The following is a 20,376-nucleotide window of genomic DNA, read 5'->3' as shown; positions in this document are numbered from 1 at the left end:
ATAAAATGTCGGAATTTTTGTTAATAATGGCATTATTAAACAAGATATGTCGGTGATTTGGAATAATGGCTTGATGATGATTTTGGTGACGGCGGCTGGTGGGTTTTGTTCGATTGTCGTGGGTTTTTTGGCGGCGCGAATTGCTACGGGAATGGCGCGAAAATTGCGATTGAAATTGTTTGAACGAATAGAAAGTTTTTCTTTGGCGGCTTTTAATAAGTTTTCTAGGGCGTCGCTGATTACGCGCTCAACGAATGATATTCAGCAGATTCAAGCAACGTCAATAATGCTGTTGAGGCTGGCGTTAATGGCGCCGATTATGGCAATTGGTGGTCTGCAAAAAGCCATGAATAATGCGCCGGATTTGGAGCTGGATTATTGCTTTGGCGGTGTTTGTTTTGTTTGTGGTTATCGCTACGTTATTTACGATTGCCGTACCTAGGTTTAAGAAATTGCAGACTGTGGTTGATAAACTTAATTTGGTGGCGCGGGAAAATTTGGTTGGACTGAAAGTTATTCGTGCGTTCCATAACGAGAAGATTGAGCAGAAAAATTTCCAGGAAGCTAATGCGGAATTGAATAAGATGAATTTATTTGTGAATCGTTTGATGATGTTGCTTGATCCGATTATGACTTTAGTGATGAACTTTTCGAGTGTGGCAATTGTGTGGTTTGGCGCGCATTTGATAAGTAGCGGTAATTTGCAAATTGGTAATATGATGGCGTTTTTGGAATATGCGATGCAGGTGATAATCTCGTTCTTGTTGCTGTCGATGGTGTTTATTATGGTGCCGCGAGCCGCCGTATCGGTGCGTCGAGTCGGAGAAGTTTTGGATACTTTGCCGTCAATTACTGACCCGAAGTCGCCGAAAAAATTGCCAAATGATGCCAAGGGAAAAATTGAGTTTAAGGACGTTACGTTTACTTATCCTGACGCGGATTTGCCGGTGCTTTCGGATATTAATTTTGTAGCCGAACCTGGTCAGACAACGGCGTTTATTGGCAGTACTGGTTCGGGAAAGTCGACGCTGATAAATTTGATTCCTCGTTTTTATGATGTTTCGGCGGGGCAGATTTTGCTTGATGGCGTGGATATTAGAAATCTGAAATTGGAAGATTTGTCTGGTCAAATTGGTTACGTGCCACAAAAAGGTGTGCTGTTTAGCGGGACGGTTGCTAGTAATATCAAATACGGCAACGCTGAGGCTAGTGATAAGTTGGTTGAAAAAGCGGCCAAAATTGCCCAAGCGGAAGAATTTATTAGCGAGTTAAAAAATGGTTATAAAAGTGAAATCGCTCAGGGCGGTAGCAATGTTTCTGGCGGTCAGCGCCAGCGTTTGTCGATCGCGAGGGCTATTGCTGTTGAGCCGAATGTTTACATTTTTGACGATTCGTTTTCGGCGCTTGATTTTAAGACGGACGCGAAGTTACGGGCTGTGCTTGCCAAGGAAACTAAGCATAAAACTGTGCTGATTGTCGGTCAGCGCATTAATACGATTATGAATGCTGATAAAATTATTGTGCTTGATGAGGGTAAAATTGTTGGTCAGGGCACGCATCAGGGGTTGATGAAAGATTGCGAAGTTTATCAAGAAATTGCCGCTTCGCAGCTCTCGGAAGACGATTTGCAGAAAATGTCTGTTACGATTGCGAAAGGAGTGTTGTAATGTCTCCGGCAAAGCATGAAAAAACGTCAGCCAGTGCGGATGGGCGGTCCGATGGGCGGCGGTATGGGCGCTGGCGAAAAAGCTAAAGATTTCAAGGGCACGGTCAAGAAGTTGGTTAAATATTTGTCGGATTTTCGCTGGCACATGTCTGTTTGTGTTGGTTTTTGCGGTTGGTAGTACGATTTTTGCGATTGTCAGTCCGAAGATTTTGGGTGGCGCTACGAATCAAATTGTTGATGATTATGTCAGTATGAAGGCCTATGCAGGCGATCACTCGGTAAGTTGCCAAATGGTTGTTTCTTTGCCAGCTGTCACTTTCCTAGGTGCTGATGTTTTGGAGCGGTTGCCGAATCAGTCGGAGATTGAAGTCCAGATTCCGTCGAGTCAGCTTGATTCGATTCAAAAAGCTTGATCTTAGCCGGCGTCCGGAATTTCATTTTGATGCTATTTGGCGGATTGTTCTTTTGCTGGTCGGTTTGTATGTGCTGAGTGCGATTTTTCGCTATATTCAAACGTGGCTGATGACTCAGGTGACGCAAACGGTTACTTTCAGAATGCGCCGGCAATTGTCCGAGAAAATCAATCGCTTGCCGCTGAGTTATTTTGATAAAGCAAACTTACGGCGAAGTTCTTAGATCGTGTTACTTTAAATGACGTCGATACTATTAGCCAGACGCTTAATCAGAGTTTGTCGCAAATTGTCTCTTCGACGGTTATGGTGTTGGGGATTTTGGTGATGATGTTTTCGATTAGCTGGTAGATGTCGCTGGTTGCGCTATTGGTGTTTCCGCTGGCTGGTGGCGTGGTTACGCTGATTGCCAAGAGCTCGCAAAAGCAGTTCTTTCCGCCAGCAAACGCAGCTTGGTGAACTTAATGGCCACATTGAAGAAATGTATGGCGGACATCAAGTGATGCGGGTGTTTAATGGTCAGAAAAAGTCGCTTGCTAAGTTTTCTCGGGTGAATGATCGGCTTCAGGATAGTGCTTGGAAGGCTCAATTTTTTTCTGGATTGGTTTATCCGATTATGAATTTTATCGGCAATATTGGTTATGTTGTTATGGCGATTTTGGGCGGTTGGTTGGCGATTAATGGTCGGCTGAAAATTGCGTGATATTCAGGCGTTTATTCAGTATGTCGATCAGTTCAATCAGCCGCTGGTTCAGGTTGCTAATATTGCTAATGTTTTGCAATCGACCGCTGCTGCCGCCGAGCGCGTGTTTGAGTTTTTTGGACGAGCCGGAAGAAGCGGTTGAGTGTAATGATTTGGTGAAATTGTCTAACGTCAAAGGCGAAGTTGAATTCGATAACGTCGTCTTTGGTTATAAGCCAGACCAGACTATCATCAAAGGTTTGTCGGCGCACATTAAGCCAGGTCAGCGCGTGGCGATTGTCGGTCCGACTGGTGCTGGCAAAACGACGCTGGTTAACTTGCTAATGCGATTTTATGAGATTAATAGTGGTTCGATTAAGATTGATGGCGTGGATATTCGTAAATGAAACGTAGCGATGTGCGTCAAATGTTTGGCATGGTGCTGCAAGATACGTGGCTGTTTAATGGCACGATTCGTCAGAATTTGATGTATGGCAATCCAAAAGCCACCGAGGAAGAGATGATAAAAACCGCCAAAGAAGCGCATGTTGATCATTTTGTGCGGTCGCTACCGGGCGGCTATGATATGGTTCTGGGCGAGGAGGCTGCTAACATTTCCCAGGGAGAAAAGCAGTTGCTGACAATTGCCAGGGCGATGTTAGAAAAAGCGCCGATGTTGATTTTGGACGAAGCGACAAGCTCGGTTGATACGCGCACCGAAGTCCTTATCCAAAAAGCCATGGATAAGTTGATGCAGGGAAAAACTAGTTTTGTTATCGCGCACCGTTTGAGTACCATTCGCGACGCCGATTTGATTTTGGTGGTTAAGGACGGGAATATTATCGAGCAGGGCAATCACGAAACTCTGCTGAAGCAAAATGGATTTTACGCCGAGCTTTACAATAGTCAGTTTTCTGAGTAGCTGTCTGCTACTTTTTGTATAGTGATATTTTTGTCGCTTTTGGTGTGTGTAGGTCGAAATCAATATCGGTTTTCTGGACAATTTCGTAATAAGGCGGCATTGCTGGGTTTTTTGGTAGTTCAATTATTTTTCCGTCATTAAATAGTTGTCCTTGTCTGTAGATATTGTGAATAAACGGTACATTTGGTTTTGTTTTTCTTAAGCGATATAGCGCTGATTTATGCCGTGTTTCGCCATTTTTAATGACTTTAGGTTGCGTATGCCATTGTCCCATAATACATAATGTTAATAGAGAATCGTCAATTCCGAGGATATTTTTAGCTAGCTGTTTTTCTCGTTCTTGCGGGCTTGGTGATATGATGGCATCCTCATCTAAATTGTCAAAAAATGTATCAATAAAAATAAGTTCTTTAAGTTGATTTTGCTGTAGAAGAATTGCTATCGTTTTTATCATCTCAAGAGATAGAACGCTTGAGTCAAAAAGGTCTTCATCAACTAAGGAAAAATCGCAAGAGCCGGTCTTTACTGAATTGATGAAGTTGGATACGGCGGGGCTGGCCTCAATAGCTAATCGTTTTACGCCAAGTTTCTTAACCAGAGTATAGATGATGTCGGCATTTTCTTTAATGCCGTGGATTTCGCCATATACAATTATGTTTGATTTTCGCAATGTGGATTGAAGCGAGATTTAACTGTCTTATGTCCAGTTGTTTCGGTAAAAATGTTTTGATAATATCGTGATTATTCATAGGTGCTAATTGATAGTTTACTTCATAAAACCGTAAATATATAGGGCTGCGTTTATAATTTGTCGATATTTGGCGAACTATTTATAATTAAGTCATGAATATCGCAGACCAACTCCTCACTAAATACCCGATCATTTCTGACCAAGTCGATATAAAAGAGCTTGGCGCGCTTTTAAGAGAGTTGGAAAAAACTTTACGTCGTGGCGCCACTGGAAACATTGTGGAGTTTGGTTGTTATGTCGGCACGACTAGTTTGTTTATTCGCCGACTATTGGACGCTTATGATTTTACGGGCGAGTTTCACGTTTACGATTCGTTTGCGGGATTGCCAGAAAAAACCCAGAAGGATAATAGCGCCGCGGGTGATCAATTTAAGGCTGGCGAGTTATTAGCGCCGCGTAAGACGTTTGTCCAGAATTTTAAGAAAGCAGGGTTGAAGTCGCCGATTATTCACAAAGGCTGGTTTTCTGATTTTACTTCTGATGATGTGCCGGAAAATATTATGTTTGCGTTTTTTGATGGCGATTTTTATGAGTCAATTGTCGATTCTTTTCGGGTTTGTGAAAGTAAGTTTAATGAAGACGCGATAATTATTGTTGATGATTACGCAAATGAAGCTCTGCCGGGCGCCGCAAAAGCCACTGATGAATGGCTGAAAGTTAATCGACAATTCACGGTCAGGACTGAAGCCAGTTTGGCAATTATCTCCTCTTGCCCAAAAACATAAACGTGTTACAATTAAAACATCACTAATATAAACAGGGGAGGGTTGTGATGGACGAACCAATTCACATCACGTCTGAAATAGGAAAACTTAAGACCGTTCTATTGCATCGGCCAGGTGAAGAGCTGGAAAATTTGACGCCAGACTATCTGACCGATCTTTTATTTGACGATATTCCATATCTGAAAGTGGCGCAGGCTGAACACGATGCTTTTGCGGAAGTATTGAGAAGTCGTGGAATCGAAGTTTTGTATCTGGATCAATTGGTCGCCGAGGCAATTAACACAGATCAATTGCGTGAACAATTTGTCGATGAAATGTTGGCTGCTTCTAAGCAGGATTCACGCCGTGTTACTCAAACATTGCGCCAATTCTTGTTGGATTTGCCAACTCACGCTATGATCCGCAAGATTATGGCTGGTGTTCGCAAGGATGAAATTACTTTGCCTCCAGATCAGCATCAGCAACTTCATAATATGATCGAGAAAAATCATTATCCGTTCTATCTCGATCCAATGCCAAACCTATACTTTACACGCGACCCAGCTGCCGCAATTGGTAACGGTTTGACAATCAACAAGATGCACTGGACGGCTCGTCGTCGTGAATCGCTATTTATGCGCTACATCATCGACCATCATCCACGCTTTGCTAATCGTGCGCCAGTTTGGTACAACCGCACAGAGAAATTCTCAATGGAAGGTGGTGACGAATTAATATTAAGCGATAAGGTTATGGCAATTGGTGTTTCAGAGCGAACAACTGGTATGAGGCAATTGAAAAGATGGCAACCGTTGCTTTTTGCTGGCTCGAAATTCGAGAAAGTCATCGCTATGTAGGTTCTAAAATCTCACGCCTTTATGCACCTAGACACCGTGTTTACGATGATTGATCGTGATAAAGTTTACGATTCACCCAGAAATTCGCGACCATGGCGGCAGGATGAATTCGTTTCATTTTGGAGAAGGTTGAAGGTCAGCCATTCCCACGAATTACCCATGAAACAGATTTGGAGCACGTGTTGAGGGTTGCGTTGGGCTTGCCAAGTGTTACGTTGATTGAGTGTGGTGGTGGCGATCCGATTGCTGCTGCTCGTGAGCAGTGGAATGACGGTTCAAACACTTTGGCGATTGCGCCGGGTGTTGTGGTGACTTATGATCGCAACTACGTAACTAACCAGAAATTGCGCGAAAACGGTATCGAAGTTATTGAGATTAGTGGTGCTGAGCTTGGACGCGGTCGTGGCGGTCCACGCTGTATGAGTATGCCGCTAGTACGAGAGGATGTATTCTAATGGCTCAGAGTTTGAAAGGACGATCGCTACTGACTTTAGGCGATTATACCGCTGAAGAGATTCGCTTGTTATTGGACACGGCTCGTGAATATCGTCGATTGAAATATGCCGGCATTCCGCACCGAATTCATGAGGGTAAAAACGTGGCTTTGTTGTTCGAAAAGACTTCAACGCGAACGCGCTGCGCATTTACGGTAGCTGCTAATGACCTTGGAGTTGCGCCAGAATACCTCGGTAAAGATGATATTCAATTGGGTAAGAAAGAGACGGTTGAAGATACTGCCAAGGTTTTGGGTCGAATGTTTGACGGAATTGAGTTCCGCGGCTTTGATCACGCGACTGTTGAGGAATTGGCGCGTCACGCTGGCGTTCCAGTATGGAATGGATTGACCGATAAGTTTCATCCAACACAGATTTTGGCTGACTTCATGACAATTGAAGAGCATGTTGGAAAATTGAAGGGAACTAAGTTGGTATTTGTTGGCGATGGTCGCAACAATATGGCGAACTCGCTGATGATCGGTTCAGCTATTATGGGACTTGATTTCCGCATTTTGGCGCCTCGTGAATTGCATCCAGATCAGGCTTTGGTTGATAAAGCAAATCATTTTGCCCGGTCAAGCCATGCGCGCATTACTATCACTGATAATTTCGAAGAAGCTTTTGCGTGGTGCTGATGTGATTTACACGGACGTTTGGGTTTCGATGGGCGAGGAAGATAAGTTTGCTGAGCGCATTAATCAATTGCGCCATTTCCAGGTTAATCGTGCGATGATTAACTTGACGGGAAATCCTGAGGTTAAGTTTATGCACTGTTTGCCGGCATTCCATGACGCATTGACTATTACTGGCAAGAAGGTTCAGGAAGATTTTGGTTTAGATCTGTATGGAGGTGACGGATGAGGTGTTCCGCTCGCCGCATTCGATTGTTTTTGATCAAGCGGAAAATCGTATGCATACAATCAAGGCTGTGATGGCTTTGACATTGTAGTTGTTGTCGTAATAAGGAGGTTAAGGAGGCTCCGAGGCAATGGTAGAAAAAATTAAAAAAGCAAAGCAGAAGCTTCGATCACCGTCGGCGTTTACTATTTTGTTTGTCGTGATCATCGTTATGGCGGCATTGACGTGGGTTGTTCCTTCTGGACTATATAAGACAAACGAAGATGGCGATCGTATAGCTAATTCGTATCACGTAGTCGACAAAGATCGAACCGTCACGGAAGAAAAAGACGGTAAAAAGGAAGAGGTCAAAAAACACGACCAGCAAGGTTTGTGGGACGTCTTCACTGCACCTATTAAAGGTATGTCAGACAAGCTTGATGTCATCGTCTTCGTGATGGTGCTTGGTGGATTCTTAGGCGTCACTATGAAAACTGGTGCGCTTGATGCTTCTCTTGGCGCACTGCTCCGAAAGATGAAGGGCAAGGAAAAGTGGCTCATCCCGATTCTGATGATTTTATTCGCTATCGGTGGTACTACTTACGGTATGCAAGAAGAAACTGTGGCGTTTTACGCACTAGTTATACCGATGATGATTGCTGCTGGCTATAACGCCATGACTGGTGTGATGGTGATTGTGTTGGGTGCTGGTACTGGTGTGCTCGGCTCGACAATCAACCCATTCTCTACTGGTGTTGCAGCAAAAACCGCAGACGTGAAATTGGGTAGCGTTATTCCAATAATGTCTATCATCTTAGTACTTTGTTTGATTGCCGCGATTATCTTTACTATGCGTTACGCCGCAAAAGTTAAGGCCGGCAAGTACAAAGAAGATGTTCGCTACAAGCCAGCTACGGCTGCTCTCGACATGACAAACGTACCAAAATTCACTGGTCCACGAAAAGTCGTTATGTCCGTGTTTGCTATTACGTTTGTGCTAATGATTCTTTCCTTGATTCCATGGGGAAGTTGGAATATCACATTCTTCGCCGATATGTTTGAATGGGCTGCAGGTTTGCCAGTTATTGGCGCGGTACTTGGTGTAGTCCACAGTGCGGCATTTGGTGATTGGTATTTCAATGAAATCACTGCACTATTCCTAATTTCAACAATTGTCATAACCGCAATTTACTACAAAGAATTTAAGAAAGAGGGTGTTTTCCCAGTTGATACATTTATCGACGGTGTGAAAGACATCTTGCCAGTTGCTTTGATTATTGCAGTGGCAACAGGTGTTTCTGTAGTGATGACTAACGGTGAAATCCAGGACACGATCATCAGCTGGGGTGAATCTCTCCTGAAAGATGCTGGTGGCGGTGTTGTTGGTGTGTTGGCGTATCTATTCTACTTGCCAATGTCATTTATCGTTCCGTCATCATCAGGTTTGGCGGCAGCAACTATGCCGGTTATTGCGCCAATTGCTGACTTGGTTGGCTCAAGCAAAGAAGTTATGGTTGCCGCATTTGCGACAGCGTCTGGCTTGATCAACATGATGGCTCCAACTATCGCGTCGTTGATGGGTGGATTGGCTTTGGCTGGCGTTTCATATCGCGACTGGCTAAAACGCTCAGCTCCAATTATGGCGATATTTGCTATTATCAGCATCACAGTTATTGCAATTTTCGGAGCACTGTAGCCTATGGATAAGAAGCGTACTATTGTAGTAGCGCTCGGTGGTAACGCCCTGCAACGGCAGGGCGAAGCCGCGTCTGAGCAACAGCAACGAGTAGCCGATGAAACGGTTCGGCAACTTTTACCGTTAATCCAGGCTGGTCATAACGTAGCAATCGTTCATGGTAATGGTCCTCAGGTTGGCAATATTGTGTTGCACGAAGAGGCGATTAACACGCCAGATGTGCCAAGTTTGCCACTGGAAGATTCTGGCGCTATGAGTCAGGGATTGATTGGCTTTTGGCTGCAGCAGGCTTTTCATGACGCCTTTATGGTTAATCAAATGAACAATCGCGCTGTTAGCGTTATAACTCAAACGATTGTTAGCTTAAGCGATCCAGCATTCCAAAATCCAACCAAGCCAATTGGTCCGTTCTATTCGGAAGACGAGGCAAAAACCGTCGCTAGCGAGCGCGGCTACACGGTAAAAGAAGACGCTGGTCGTGGTTGGCGGCGTGTCGTTCCTTCGCCAAAACCTCAGACAATTGTCGAGGCTGATGTGATTAAGGCGTTGGTTCATGCTGGCGTGACGGTCGTTTCAACTGGCGGCGGCGGCATTCCTGTTCTGCAAGACGAAACTGGTCAATTAAAAGGCGTCGCTGCGGTTATTGATAAGGACTTCGGCGCGGCAAAATTGGCAGATCTTTTGGACGCTGACACTTTGCTGATTTTGACTTCGGTTGATGCTGCTAAAATTAATTTTGGCAAACCAGATGAACAATCTCTTGGGGAAGTTTCAATAGAAGAACTTCAAAAGCACATTGACGATGGGCAATTTGCGGCAGGTTCGATGTTGCCAAAAACTCAGGCTGCCTTGTCGTTCCTGGATGGAAAGTCGGGGCGTACGGCGATTATTACTTCGCTGGATAAAACTGCTGAAGCTATTAGCGGCTCGGCAGGCACGATAGTTAAATCGTAATAAAAATCAAGAAGTTCCTGTGAAGGGTGCAGGAGCTTCTTGTGTTTATGTATGTTTTATTTTATAATATGAAATTATGTTGCAATATCTTCGTTCAACAAATAGTGATTCAGTAATTAGTCCGCAAGAAAATTTGCGGTCTGGTTCGTGGGTGCGTTGCGAAAGGCCGAGCGACGAAGAGGTTTCGCAATTGTTGACGCTGGGCTTGGATGAGGATTTGATAAGTGACGCGCTTGACCCGCACGAGGTGCCGCGTATTGAGTTTGATGATGAGTGGACTTATTTGATTGCGCGACTGCCAGACACTGACGACGATTTTAACGATTTTACCACGCCGATTTTATTCTGCATCAATAAAGATCATATCGTGACGTTGTCCAGAGATAGTTTGGGGCGATTGTGGCAGCCATTTATTGATAAAGTGCGAATTAGGACGGATCGACAAGTTGAGCTTTTGGTGGCGATGGTTGAGGCGATTTCAACGCAATATCAGCGGCGCGTGGCAACGATTAATCGCCAGATGCGAGCGGCTACGGACAGTATTCATACGCTGAGAGTTAATGACATTGCCACTCTGGCGGAGTATGAGCGCAAATTGAATGATTATCTTGACGCGTTAATTCCGATGAACTGGGCAATTGAGAGACTTCTGGCGACTCAGAAATTGCGACTTAAAGCCGATGACAAGGAAGACGTTGAGGATATTTCGATTGATTTGGAGCAGGTGATTGCGCGTTGTAAAAGTTTGTTGAGGACGATTACTAATGTGCGCGATAGCTATAGGGCGGTGATGGATACGCGTCTTAATGAGACGATTCGCCTGCTAACCGTAATTACCGTAGCCTTGACTATTCCGACGATGATCGCTGGTTTGTATGGTATGAACGTGCCGGTTCCAGGTGCTGATAATCCATTGATGTTTTGGGCGATTACCGCGATCAGTGTAGTGCTGGCATTTGTTGTGGGCTATTATTTCCTGCGCCGCCGATAAAGTTTAATTGCAATTCGACAGATTGCTAATATCGCTTGTGTATATTATAATTTTCTTATGATGGTGGGCTATTTTGAACGCAGATCGTTGACTGAAAAGTTGACGCAAGCTCAACGAATGCATAAAAACGGTTGGATTAATTTGACCGGGAGTCTTGATGCTACTCGAGTTTCAAAGGCTTTGTCGCTGTCTGCTAATATTGTCCGTGACGTACTGGACATCCACGAATTACCTCGAGCGGAGTTTTCTGATGGTGTTGAATATATTTTTACGCGCATACCGTTTGGTCAAACTGATTCTGGCAAAACGGCACCGTTTTTGATTGCAATTAGCGGCGGTCATTATATTACAATATCGCCTCATGTTAAATTTTCACCTCTGGAGGTTAGCGATTATTTATTTAGCACAACCGAGCGTCCAGCGGGAGTTTTTGCTGCGAATTTGGCGTATATTATTTCTCAATATGAACAACGCGTGCATTTGTTAACGGAGCAAATTAGCGATGCTCGTCGGCGACTAAGTCGTCATGAAGTTGAGAATTCGGATTTTATTAAATTTGTCGCAATTGAAGACACGCTCAATGAATATCGAAGCAGTTTGGAAGGTATGTCTCGTGTTATTACACAACTAATGGAAAATCGCCGCCATTTATTTAAGACTAGAGATCTGGAAGCCTTGGAGGATGTTGATCTACACATTAGACAAGTTTTAGTGGCAATCAGTTCCAGCACGCACACAATTTCCAGTATTCAAAACGCTTATTCGACGGTTGCTAATAATACGCTGAACCAACGTATGAAGGCATTGACCGCCATAACAATTCTTCTGGCTATTCCAAACGTTTTTTACGGAATGTATGGAATGAATATCGCGTTACCATTTCAGGGCGAGCCTTGGGCATATCCAGTTATCACCAGTTTTACGGTGTTGTTGATTTTACTTGTTATGTTTGTTGCTAAGCGACTCCGCTTATTCTAATATAGATATAATAAGCATTTTCAAAATGTTTTTGCTTGACGTGCCAATAAACGTTTGGTAACATTGTTAGCATGTCTCGCGCCGAAGCATTAAATTGCTGATATTAAGTGATAAAGGTCGAAGCGCGTGGGGCTGCACATAATAATAAGGAGTGCAAAACACATGCCAATAGCAATCAAATTTGTGCCATCAAGGCGCAAAAAGATCGCGGTGGATGTGGTGCCTGCCGAATGGCAAACATACATAGCACAATAAAAAGTGCAGTCGCTCCAACGATAGAATAGGGACGACTATAAACAAATCCCGCTCCAAGGCACCGGAGCGGGATTTTGGTTTGTCGTGAAATTCTGTTAATCTTTTACTTCAACGCCAGCTTTTTTCAAGGCTTCCTTGACTGATGATTCAATTGAGCCAGAGCTGTCCATCTCAGTATTTTTTCCATTTATGTAGAAAGTTGGTGTTGCGGCAACGCCGTGTTTGCGACCGAGAGCCATATCGAAGTCGATTTTATTTTTAACCCTGTTGCTGGCAATATCGGTTTTATATTGATCGATATTAAGCTTCAATTGTTCAGCATAAGATTTGAAGATGTTGTCGCGTTCTGTAGTGTTGGCGTTTTTCCAAGCGTCCTGATTTGCATATAGAAGCTCATTCATTTCCCAGAATTTACCCTGTAAACCAGCAGCTTCAGCTACGGCAGCGGCAGCTCGTGCGTTAGGGTGTGAGCTGGCAATTGGGAAATTGCGGAAAATTAATCGAACGTGATCTTTATATTTTTTAGCTAGCGCTTCGGCTTTTGGTGCAGCGGTGCCACAGCCAGGGCATTGATAGTCGGCGTATTCGATAATTGTTACTTTGGCGTCTTTACTACCAATTTCGTGATCTGCAATATTGCCATTTCTTGATTCTGCGCTGATAGCTGTGTTCAGCTGATCGTTGTTGATATCGCTAATATTTAGTCGATTTTGTGTCGAAATATAAACCATTCCACCAACAATTGCTACTACAATAATTGCGAAAATTATCCAGCTTTTCTTATTCATTTTACCTCCATTTACTCTAGTAAGTATAGCACGGAATGCGGTACAATAAAACTATGACGATTGTGCTAATTTTTGGATATTTGGTTACTTTGGCGGTTTTGTTGATAGTGCTGGGAGTTCAGCCGAAAACGTCTTCGCATAGTCAATTTGAGCTGCGGCGGAGAAGTGGACTAGGCGATGAAAAGGCTAAAATTCTTTTGCGCCAAAGAGAATTTTTACGAGATATTATTTCATTGCAACGCGCCGTGGCTTCTTTATGCTTGGTAATTTTAAGTGTTATTAGTGTCTATTTGTTCAATTGGGCGGCTGGACTCTTTTTGTCAATTATAATAGCCCTGGAAATCGGAGCTGTCGCGCGAATTGGCTTGTGGCAGAAATACTCACAGCAGCTTTATGAAAAATACGAACCGCTAATTTTAACGACAATTGAGCGACATCAAGTAATTTTGTCGTTAATCCGTTCGGTGTCGCCAGTGGTTGGTGATAGTCGGGTGATTGAATCGAAAGAAGAATTGCTGGAAATGGTGGCTCAATCCAGCGGAGCGATTTCATCTTCTGAGAAAAAGCTTATTACTAACGGGCTGAAGTTCAATGATATGAAGGTCGAGGAAATTATGACGCCGCGAAGCATGATTGAATCGGTGCCTATGAATGAACTTCTCGGGCCGCTAGTACTTGATGATCTTCATAAAAAGGGGTATAGCAGATTTCCTGTCATTGACGGCGACATTGATCATGTTGTTGGTATGTTGAGGATTCAGGATTTGTTGACGATTGATCGTAAAGCAAAATCTCATCGTGCGGAAACGGTCATGAGTAAAGACGTCTATTATATTCGCGAAAATCAAACTCTACAGCACGCCTTGGCTGCATTTTTGAAAACGCAGCATCACTTGTTTATTGTTGTAAATGAGTTTCGAGAAACAGTTGGTCTACTGAGCCTGGGCGATGTTATGGAGGAGTTGCTGGGTCGTAAGATAGATAATGAATTTGACTCTGATGAAGAACTCCGTAAGGTTATTGAGCATAAAAATCGCAACACTGACGACTTAAAGAGCTAAGAGTCTATTTTTTGCATGTAATGGCATTCAGGGTAATTGGAGCATCCGTAAAATGGCGAACGATCTTTTTTGCTATGTCTTATCACCAGATGACCGCCGCGACAGCGTGGGCATGGTTTAATTTTTTGAGATATGTCTGATACATCAGGAATTGGTATTACGACACCTTTATCTTCAAGGGCGCGGATGATGGTAAGTAGTCCCGTGTTATCAATAAGTCGTATTCTGTTGCCATTGGTAGAATATTTCACAAATTTTCGTGCATCTGAGGAGAAGATGTTTGTAGTGACAAAGAATGCCTCACCTCCATGTAAATGATCAACAACCGCACCATAAAAATCACGCATTTCGGATACTTTAACAATTTTTTCGATATATTTTTTACATTGGACATAACTCTGGACGCCGTTTTTGTATAATACAATATCAATGCCACCGTCACGTTTATACGGAGTGGTTGCAGCCGAATAGCCAAAATGTTCAAATAATTGAGCGATGTATTTTTCGAAATTATACGGTGACATGGAGCGAATTTTGGTGAGCAGTTCATGGTCGCTGGGCGATGTGGCTGAATTAGACATGTCATCTGCAGTGGGCTTCTTGTCTAGCTGTACATTTTCCGAGATAGGTTTCTTGATTGACTGTGCGTCTGCTGCGGTTGTCTTTTTCTGACTTAACTCTTCTAGCTCACGAGAGGCTGTGAGATATAATTTTCTATAATGAAAAATCACAAGGGGACTGGCGATAATCCACGTAATTGAACAAAAGATGACTACAGTGCCCACCGTATAGCTATCCATGTGGTGATTATAGCATAAAACTGTCGCTGCTGTGCTATAATAACAGATATGAAAAATAGAATTTTGGCGGTAGAAACTTCTAAAAAAGTTGGTGAGAATATTACAGTTGCGGGCTGGGTTCATTCCAGGCGTGATCATGGCGGGTTGATTTTTATTGATTTGCGTGACCATACGGGTTTGGTTCAGTTGGTTATTAACCCTGATAAAAAAGATGCTTTTTCTTTGGCGGAAAGCTTGCGAGATGAGTTTGTGGTTCGTGCTTGTGGCGTGGTTGCGGAGCGTGGTGAAGGTCTGAAAAATCCGAATATTGCCAGTGGTGATGTGGAAATTGTTGTGGACAATTTGGAGATTTTGAACCGAGCCGAAACTTTGCCAATTCAGCCATTTGCTGAGGATAATCAAGCTGGCGAAGAACTAAGATTCAAGTATCGTTATCTTGATTTGCGTCGTCCAAAAATGCAAAACATGCTTAAAAAACGCGCCGAAATGTATCGTCGAATCCATGAATATATGGACAATCGAGATTTTATTGAAATTCAAACGCCAATTTTGGCTAATTCAAGCCCTGAGGGTGCACGTGATTTTCTGATTCCAAGTCGTTTGCAGGAAGGGAAGTTTTACGCCTTGCCGCAAGCTCCACAGCAGTTTAAGCAGCTGCTGATGGTTGGTGGTGTGCCGCGTTATTATCAGTTGGCGGCTTGTTTCCGCGACGAAGACCCGCGAGCAGATCGCTTGTATGGCGAGTTTTATCAGCTTGATTTGGAGATGAGTTTTGCTGAAAATGGTGAAGAAGTTCGCACTGAAGTTGAGCCTTTGATGAAGCAACTGGCAACTGATTTTGCTGGTAAAAAATTGTTGGATTTGAGCGATTTGGCGGTTGGTGATGGCAGTTCAATTCCGCGAATTTCGTATCGCGACGCTATGGAAACTTACGGTTCTGATAAGCCGGATTTGCGGTTTGGTATGGAATTGATAGAACTAACGGATGTGTTCTCTGAGACTGAGTTTGGCGTATTTAAAAATGCTGAATGCATTAAGGCTATTTGCGTAAAAAATGGCGCAAGTTTGAGTCGCAAGCAAATTGACAATTTTACCAACATCGCTAAAAGTGAAGGCGCTGGCGGTTTGGCGTACATCAAGTACGCGACAATTAAAAATACAGATGAGGCGCAGGGCCACGTGATACCAATGCATACTAACGCTCCTTGTTTTTATGATGTGATTTCGCCAGTGGCAAAGTTCTTGTCAGACGAAGAACACAAATTACTTATAGAGAAAATGAACCCTGAGGACGGTGACGTTATATTCTTTGGTGCTGATTCTCGCTCGGTTGTTAACGCGGTATTGGGGCACTTGCGTAATGAATTTGCCTCTTTCTTTAATCTTAAGGACTCTGTCTGTCGTGGCGTTTGCTTGGATTATTGATTTTCCGTTTTATGAATGGGATGAGCGAAGTAAGAAACTTGACTTTGGGCATAATCCGTTCAGTATGCCAAAGGGTGGTTTGCAGGCTCTGGAGTCTGCTGAAACTGATGCCGAAAAATTATCCATTGTCGCTGATCAGTTTGATATGGTGATGAATGGCTATGAGATTTGCTCTGGCGGCGTTCGAAATCATAATCCAGCGGTGTTATATAAAGTGTTCGGTTTGCTGGGCTTTAGCGAATCTTATGTTGAAGAAAAGTTTGGTGCTATGTTGGGTGCTTTTAAATTTGGTGCTCCGCCTCATGCGGGTTGTGCTTTTGGTTTTGATCGTATTTTTATGGTTTTGATGGATGAGGAAAATGTCCGTGAGGTTTTGGCGTTTCCTAAGAATGGTTCTGGTGTTGATGTGATGATGAATTCACCATCGACGGTTGATCCAGTGCAACTACGAGAATTAGGATTATAATATACATCACGGCGGCGTAAATCTGCCGTGATTATTCTATAGTGACAGGCGAGTTATTTTCGCTGCTTTTTCTGGCTGATAAATTGTGCAATAAGGCCAATAACAACAACCAGAACTGCAACATAAAGCAACCCGTTGATCAACCAGGCGGCAAGGCGAAATACCATGCTCAATACCCAAGCGATAATGACCAGGACTGCGATACTGTAAATTAATTTAGGAAAAGACATATATCCATTATACCATCTACCGTGAGCTAAGCATACCGTTAAACCACCCCTTGCTGTAGCAATCTCGAAAGTTCCAAGCTCCAGGGCTTTCAGTCTTGTAACTCCAGTAAAACCAAGCGTCAACGTTTGCTGGTACGGCAAGTTGCGATTGGCAGTGGGCGTATTCGGTACTATCGCTGGCAACGCCTGGCGGCAGGGCAGCACTCCACTCGCCGATGATTAGTGGCTGCTGCTGGGCATAATCGCGGTACTCGCCAGACCGTTGGTCAAGTACCTGACGGTGGTGAGTTAGCGACGTCGCTTGATTGTCCGTATCGGAGAAGCACTGATAATGATGTATATCCAGCGTATTAGACCCGACGCGCCCCGACCACCAGGCTGGCTGGTAACAATCAGACGCCACGATGCGCACATGAGGCGGCAATTTACTACGCAATGTTCGGCTCGTTTTGCGTGTCCACCGCCACAATTGCCATCGTTCACGTCGGGTGTTCACCAGGGGCTCATTGAGCAGTTCGATACCCCATAGCGCTGGATGCCCGCCGTATTCACTGGCGATATCCAGTAGTATCTGCGTGGTCTTTTGTTGATTGGCGCGTTGATACCATTGAACGTTACCGGTATTACCGCTACCGCTGTGGTCACTGGCATTTTGAGCACCAGGCGCGGCGTGGAGATCGAGCAGCACCTGTAAATCATACTGCCGAGCCATGTCCATCAGCCAATCAATCTGTGGTTTTGCTGATAGATACGGCGGCTGATCCTCGAGCGCCCAGTAGCCAATCGGCAGTCTTAGTAGTCGTATACCAGCGTGCGCCAGCCATTTGAGGTCAGCTTCTTGGATGAAGGTTTGTCGATGCTGCTGGATGCGCGCCTGTCCGTCTACGGTTTGAGATAATTCATATTCGTTGGTCGCGTCTATTTCGGCAAATACACTTGGCGTCATCCATCGTTCTAGCACCAGCCAGCCACCCAGATTGACACCGGGCATGGCAGGCGAGGAGGAGTGATGGCTCATATTTCTACTGTATCATGAATAATCTGGATTTTCTGCCAAAGTAGATGACCGGAGGGTTATATTCGAACACCTAACCAAGATGCTAAAATATCACCAGCAAAGTAAGCCAAACCAGCTGCAATTGCACCTAGCGTTAGATTGCCAAGGTGATTGTTTGCTGACTTTACCTTTGATGAAACCGATTGCTAAGAACGTTGCCGCAGTTAGCGCCGAGCTAACATAGAATAATATTGCGTTTGGCGCTTTTAAGTTTGCAATTACGTCAATCAAATATGGCAATACTGGTACGCTGCCGACTACCACGAAAGCTAAGAATGTTACTGGTGCCTATGATCTTTGGGGATGAGCGTTTTTGGGTGTCGCGCATAGATTCTTCGTGTTCGGCGCTGGCTGCCAAATATGCGCTAGAGCCCATTGAGAATCCGTCGGCTATTAAATTAGCAATTCCTAATATAAGAATTACTGAACTGGATATTCCAGCTCCGGCTGAAGCCGCCACGACTGCAAATGTTGTTACTGTGCCGTCAACCGCGCCATAAACAAATTCCGGTATGTATCGTTTGAAAAAATCTCGCATAACCATACCAGTTTATCATATTATTAATGATTTTCGGGGATCTCTCTATTGACAATTTAATAAGCTTATGCTATAGTGAAATAGTTAGATTATCTAATACAAACAATTTAACAAGCATGCTAAAATAAACATAACAAATATAAACTTTTGCAGAAAGGTAAAGCGTGGAAGATATCCAAACAGCCATCGTTTTATTATCAATCATCGTAGGATTGTTGTCGGTTATTATCGTAACGCTACTGGCAGTGGTTATCGCCTTGTTGGTAAGACTTAATACGGTCATGAAAAGCGTTAGTAAAATTACAACTAACGTAGCTAGTGCAACCGAATGGTTGTCGCCAACAAAAGTTTTTAGTGAACTATCAGGTTTATTTCGTAAAAAATAATTAAAAAAGGAGTAAATATATGAAAAAAGTTTTAGCAATTATCGGAGCGGTAGCAGCAGGTTTTACAGCTGGAATTTTAACTGCACCAAAGAGCGGCAAGGAAACAAGGAAAGACTTGAAGGATAAAGCTGTAAAATTGAAAGCCGACACTGAAAAGGTAGCTTGCAAAGCGACCGCCGCAGCTAAAGACAGTGTAGACTCATTGAAAGCTGGTTCTCAGAAAGTTGGTGACGCTGTAGTAGAAACCGCAAAAGACGTTAAGGGTAACGTCGAAAAACGTTTCAAGTAATATTTGACTCTATTCAAGAAGACGTGAGATAATATAAGTGATGAAAAAAGTTACTTTCTATCTCGCGTCTTTTTTGATTACTTCTAGTTTGTTAGTGACGCCACGGGCAGTTGAGGCTCAGTCGGTTGATGCTACAGCTGATTCTGAGATCATAAAAACGCTTGATCGAAACTGTAGTTCCGTAAGAGTTGCTATTAAAAATATCCATACCAATGACGCTCTAACTAGAGTTAACGTTGGACAGAGATATAATTCTATTTCTACCAAACTTATGGCCAGGCTGAACGGTCGATTGGCAATCAATAAGCTGGACAGCTCAAAGTTGGTGAATATTACTAATGAATTCGAGTCGACTAGGCTTAAGTTTAATAGCAATTACAACGATTACGATACTGCGATGACCGATCTTCAGCGTGCAAATTGCTCTAATAATGTGGCGGACTATTATCAAAAATTGACCGTTGCTCGCGAGGCTCGTAATAAACTTTCTGAGGATGTGAAGATCTTGGATGAATTGTTAGTGAGATATAAAGAAGAAGTGCAAGTTATTAAAAATTCGCTGTCTGGGGGTTCTAATGAATAGAGGCTAAGGAATTATTTCGTAGTTATAAATTCGCTACGTTTATTGGGCTGACTATTGCGGTCTCAGTTTTTTTGGTGTCGATTGCGATGTTTATGTATTATCCGGTCTGCCGCTTATCGATTGGATTTGCGTCGTGGAGAAGGTGTTTTTCTACGTCGTTAAGTACGCCAATTCGTCGGGATGCTCCATGCGCATAGTTTTGGATTTGACGCGCATCGGTCAGGTTGTATCAAGGATACGTTGATGTTGTGGTTTTTGGCGTTTTTGGTGCCGGAGTAGAGTTGGTTCGTAATGGTCATGGCGTGGTATTCATAATGGAGTGTGTTGAGTGATAAAAGCATTGGTTTTGTCTGGTCATTGGTCTTTATCTTCTGGTTATTGGGGTTGGTGTCGGCAGCTTGTGCGAGTCGTACTGCTTCTGTGCGTCAACTTTTTGTAGCAATCGATGTCGCATTTGAGTTTTTCATTGACGACTGCTTTGCTTGCTGAGTTTTTCGGTGAATAATTGATGCTCATGTTCCATACGCAACCGGTCATTTTACCGGCCGGCACG

Annotated in this window: 23 protein-coding genes and 3 pseudogenes; 19 read left to right on the top strand and 7 right to left on the bottom strand. The window is 43.6% G+C overall.

Annotated elements, in window-relative coordinates; genetic code table 11:
* Positions 1-46: 46 nt before the first annotated feature.
* The 5 genes and pseudogenes from KOY49_RS05565 to KOY49_RS04435 form a co-directional block, all read left to right on the top strand.
* Positions 47-442 carry an ABC transporter transmembrane domain-containing protein gene (locus KOY49_RS05565; RefSeq protein ID WP_269802148.1) on the top strand — a complete coding sequence of 132 codons (396 nt, stop codon included), beginning with the start codon at positions 47-49 and terminating at the stop codon, positions 440-442.
* Positions 390-1,667, top strand: coding sequence for an ABC transporter ATP-binding protein (locus KOY49_RS04445; protein WP_269802185.1), 1,278 nt, complete (start codon positions 390-392; stop codon positions 1,665-1,667). The genes KOY49_RS05565 and KOY49_RS04445 overlap by 53 nt, the downstream gene beginning before the upstream one ends.
* Positions 1,668-1,682: 15 nt before the next feature.
* Positions 1,683-1,844, top strand: coding sequence for a hypothetical protein (locus KOY49_RS05560; RefSeq protein WP_446680076.1), 162 nt, complete (start codon positions 1,683-1,685; stop codon positions 1,842-1,844).
* Entirely contained in the window at positions 1,822-2,079 is a 258-nt protein-coding gene (locus KOY49_RS05555) for a hypothetical protein (protein ID WP_446680075.1), read from the top strand. The genes KOY49_RS05560 and KOY49_RS05555 overlap by 23 nt, the downstream gene beginning before the upstream one ends.
* 43 nt (positions 2,080-2,122) lie before the next feature.
* Positions 2,123-3,680 (top strand): annotated as a pseudogene (locus KOY49_RS04435) (ABC transporter ATP-binding protein); the annotation flags it as partial.
* 7 nt (positions 3,681-3,687) lie between these two features.
* Here KOY49_RS04435 and KOY49_RS04430 read toward each other — a convergent pair.
* On the bottom strand, positions 3,688-4,350 hold the full coding sequence (locus KOY49_RS04430; protein WP_232736151.1) for a hypothetical protein: 663 nt from the start codon (positions 4,348-4,350) through the stop codon (positions 3,688-3,690).
* A 173-nt stretch (positions 4,351-4,523) separates the two neighbouring features.
* Between KOY49_RS04430 and KOY49_RS04425 the strand changes: the two genes are divergently transcribed.
* From KOY49_RS04425 to KOY49_RS04395, 7 genes and pseudogenes are all read left to right on the top strand, one after another.
* Positions 4,524-5,156, top strand: coding sequence for a TylF/MycF/NovP-related O-methyltransferase (locus tag KOY49_RS04425; RefSeq protein WP_232736150.1), 633 nt, complete (start codon positions 4,524-4,526; stop codon positions 5,154-5,156).
* Positions 5,157-5,203: 47 nt separating this feature from the next.
* A pseudogene (gene arcA, locus KOY49_RS04420) lies at positions 5,204-6,447 on the top strand (arginine deiminase).
* Positions 6,447-7,438, top strand: a pseudogene (gene argF / locus KOY49_RS04415) (ornithine carbamoyltransferase). The pseudogenes arcA and argF overlap by 1 nt, the downstream one beginning before the upstream one ends.
* Positions 7,439-7,477: 39 nt before the next feature.
* A complete protein-coding gene (locus KOY49_RS04410) occupies positions 7,478-9,022 on the top strand; it encodes a YfcC family protein (RefSeq protein ID WP_232736149.1) in 1,545 nt (514 codons plus the stop codon).
* 3 nt (positions 9,023-9,025) lie between these two features.
* Positions 9,026-9,976 carry a carbamate kinase gene (gene arcC, locus KOY49_RS04405; RefSeq protein ID WP_129743569.1) on the top strand — a complete coding sequence of 317 codons (951 nt, stop codon included), beginning with the start codon at positions 9,026-9,028 and terminating at the stop codon, positions 9,974-9,976.
* A 76-nt stretch (positions 9,977-10,052) separates the two neighbouring features.
* Positions 10,053-10,967, top strand: a complete 915-nt coding sequence (locus KOY49_RS04400) for a magnesium transporter CorA family protein (protein ID WP_232736148.1) — start codon at positions 10,053-10,055, stop codon at positions 10,965-10,967.
* Between the two features lie 57 nt (positions 10,968-11,024).
* Positions 11,025-11,945 carry a CorA family divalent cation transporter gene (locus KOY49_RS04395; protein ID WP_129743571.1) on the top strand — a complete coding sequence of 307 codons (921 nt, stop codon included), beginning with the start codon at positions 11,025-11,027 and terminating at the stop codon, positions 11,943-11,945.
* A 350-nt stretch (positions 11,946-12,295) separates the two neighbouring features.
* Here KOY49_RS04395 and KOY49_RS04390 read toward each other — a convergent pair whose 3' ends face one another.
* A complete protein-coding gene (locus tag KOY49_RS04390) occupies positions 12,296-12,988 on the bottom strand; it encodes a DsbA family protein (RefSeq protein WP_232736147.1) in 693 nt (230 codons plus the stop codon).
* 53 nt (positions 12,989-13,041) lie between these two features.
* Here KOY49_RS04390 and KOY49_RS04385 point away from each other — a divergent pair, with 53 nt between their 5' ends.
* On the top strand, positions 13,042-14,049 hold the full coding sequence (locus KOY49_RS04385; RefSeq protein WP_232736146.1) for a CBS domain-containing protein: 1,008 nt from the start codon (positions 13,042-13,044) through the stop codon (positions 14,047-14,049).
* Here the strand turns inward: KOY49_RS04385 and KOY49_RS04380 are convergent.
* Positions 14,046-14,849: a restriction endonuclease gene (locus KOY49_RS04380; protein ID WP_039327810.1), complete on the bottom strand. Its 804-nt coding sequence runs from the start codon at positions 14,847-14,849 to the stop codon at positions 14,046-14,048. The two genes, KOY49_RS04385 and KOY49_RS04380, sit on opposite strands and share 4 nt — an antisense overlap.
* Positions 14,850-14,897: 48 nt before the next feature.
* On the opposite strand from KOY49_RS04380, the gene aspS reads away from it, so the two are divergent.
* Together aspS and KOY49_RS04370 are read left to right on the top strand one after the other, a co-directional pair.
* The gene (gene aspS / locus KOY49_RS04375; protein ID WP_232736145.1) at positions 14,898-16,274 is read left to right on the top strand and encodes an aspartate--tRNA ligase; all 1,377 of its coding nucleotides are present in this window, start codon (positions 14,898-14,900) and stop codon (positions 16,272-16,274) included.
* On the top strand, positions 16,252-16,740 hold the full coding sequence (locus KOY49_RS04370; RefSeq protein ID WP_232736144.1) for an amino acid--tRNA ligase-related protein: 489 nt from the start codon (positions 16,252-16,254) through the stop codon (positions 16,738-16,740). Before aspS ends, KOY49_RS04370 begins: the two co-directional genes overlap by 23 nt.
* A gap of 53 nt (positions 16,741-16,793) precedes the next feature.
* Here the strand turns inward: KOY49_RS04370 and KOY49_RS04365 are convergent, their stop codons facing one another.
* The 4 genes from KOY49_RS04365 to KOY49_RS04355 all read right to left on the bottom strand — a co-directional run bounded on the left by KOY49_RS04365 (position 16,794) and on the right by KOY49_RS04355 (position 18,565).
* Entirely contained in the window at positions 16,794-16,970 is a 177-nt protein-coding gene (locus KOY49_RS04365) for a hypothetical protein (RefSeq protein ID WP_158386502.1), read from the bottom strand.
* Positions 16,971-16,986: 16 nt separating this feature from the next.
* Positions 16,987-17,931 (bottom strand): glycoside hydrolase family 5 protein, encoded by a 945-nt coding sequence (locus KOY49_RS04360; protein ID WP_232736143.1) that lies wholly within the window; start codon positions 17,929-17,931, stop codon positions 16,987-16,989.
* A 147-nt stretch (positions 17,932-18,078) separates the two neighbouring features.
* Positions 18,079-18,291, bottom strand: a complete 213-nt coding sequence (locus tag KOY49_RS05285; RefSeq protein WP_332873900.1) for a hypothetical protein — start codon at positions 18,289-18,291, stop codon at positions 18,079-18,081.
* On the bottom strand, positions 18,251-18,565 hold the full coding sequence (locus tag KOY49_RS04355; protein ID WP_232736142.1) for a VIT1/CCC1 transporter family protein: 315 nt from the start codon (positions 18,563-18,565) through the stop codon (positions 18,251-18,253). Before KOY49_RS04355 ends, KOY49_RS05285 begins: the two co-directional genes overlap by 41 nt.
* Positions 18,566-18,729: 164 nt before the next feature.
* Between KOY49_RS04355 and KOY49_RS04350 the strand changes: the two genes are divergently transcribed.
* From KOY49_RS04350 to KOY49_RS04335, 4 genes are all read left to right on the top strand, one after another.
* Positions 18,730-18,951, top strand: a complete 222-nt coding sequence (locus tag KOY49_RS04350) for a hypothetical protein (protein ID WP_129631741.1) — start codon at positions 18,730-18,732, stop codon at positions 18,949-18,951.
* Between the two features lie 19 nt (positions 18,952-18,970).
* Entirely contained in the window at positions 18,971-19,240 is a 270-nt protein-coding gene (locus tag KOY49_RS04345; RefSeq protein WP_129744612.1) for a YtxH domain-containing protein, read from the top strand.
* Between the two features lie 40 nt (positions 19,241-19,280).
* Complete coding sequence (locus tag KOY49_RS04340) at positions 19,281-19,823, top strand: hypothetical protein (protein WP_232736141.1); 543 nt, start codon at positions 19,281-19,283, stop codon at positions 19,821-19,823.
* Between the two features lie 321 nt (positions 19,824-20,144).
* Positions 20,145-20,312: a hypothetical protein gene (locus KOY49_RS04335; protein ID WP_232736140.1), complete on the top strand. Its 168-nt coding sequence runs from the start codon at positions 20,145-20,147 to the stop codon at positions 20,310-20,312.
* Positions 20,313-20,376: the final 64 nt, after the last annotated feature.

Origin of the sequence: Candidatus Minimicrobia vallesae, from assembly GCF_018866205.1 — a bacterium.
In the GTDB taxonomy this organism is placed as follows: Bacteria; Patescibacteriota; Saccharimonadia; order Saccharimonadales; family Saccharimonadaceae; genus Nanosynbacter; species Nanosynbacter vallesae.
This window is presented reverse-complemented; position numbering and strand designations above follow the sequence as displayed.

Bases quoted from the DNA above. Each gene is read 5' to 3' on its own strand.
- KOY49_RS05565 (WP_269802148.1), top strand. From the start codon at position 47: ATGTCGGTGATTTGGAATAATGGCTTGATGATGATTTTGGTGACGGCG.
- KOY49_RS05560 (WP_446680076.1), top strand. From the start codon at position 1,683: ATGAAAAAACGTCAGCCAGTGCGGATGGGCGGTCCGATGGGCGGCGGT.
- KOY49_RS04425 (WP_232736150.1), top strand. From the start codon at position 4,524: ATGAATATCGCAGACCAACTCCTCACTAAATACCCGATCATTTCTGAC.
- KOY49_RS04410 (WP_232736149.1), top strand. From the start codon at position 7,478: ATGGTAGAAAAAATTAAAAAAGCAAAGCAGAAGCTTCGATCACCGTCG.
- arcC (WP_129743569.1), top strand. From the start codon at position 9,026: ATGGATAAGAAGCGTACTATTGTAGTAGCGCTCGGTGGTAACGCCCTG.
- KOY49_RS04400 (WP_232736148.1), top strand. From the start codon at position 10,053: ATGTTGCAATATCTTCGTTCAACAAATAGTGATTCAGTAATTAGTCCG.
- KOY49_RS04395 (WP_129743571.1), top strand. From the start codon at position 11,025: ATGATGGTGGGCTATTTTGAACGCAGATCGTTGACTGAAAAGTTGACG.
- KOY49_RS04390 (WP_232736147.1), bottom strand. From the start codon at position 12,988: ATGAATAAGAAAAGCTGGATAATTTTCGCAATTATTGTAGTAGCAATT.
- KOY49_RS04385 (WP_232736146.1), top strand. From the start codon at position 13,042: ATGACGATTGTGCTAATTTTTGGATATTTGGTTACTTTGGCGGTTTTG.
- KOY49_RS04380 (WP_039327810.1), bottom strand. From the start codon at position 14,849: ATGGATAGCTATACGGTGGGCACTGTAGTCATCTTTTGTTCAATTACG.
- aspS (WP_232736145.1), top strand. From the start codon at position 14,898: ATGAAAAATAGAATTTTGGCGGTAGAAACTTCTAAAAAAGTTGGTGAG.
- KOY49_RS04365 (WP_158386502.1), bottom strand. From the start codon at position 16,970: ATGTCTTTTCCTAAATTAATTTACAGTATCGCAGTCCTGGTCATTATC.
- KOY49_RS04355 (WP_232736142.1), bottom strand. From the start codon at position 18,565: ATGCGAGATTTTTTCAAACGATACATACCGGAATTTGTTTATGGCGCG.
- KOY49_RS04345 (WP_129744612.1), top strand. From the start codon at position 18,971: ATGAAAAAAGTTTTAGCAATTATCGGAGCGGTAGCAGCAGGTTTTACA.
- KOY49_RS04340 (WP_232736141.1), top strand. From the start codon at position 19,281: ATGAAAAAAGTTACTTTCTATCTCGCGTCTTTTTTGATTACTTCTAGT.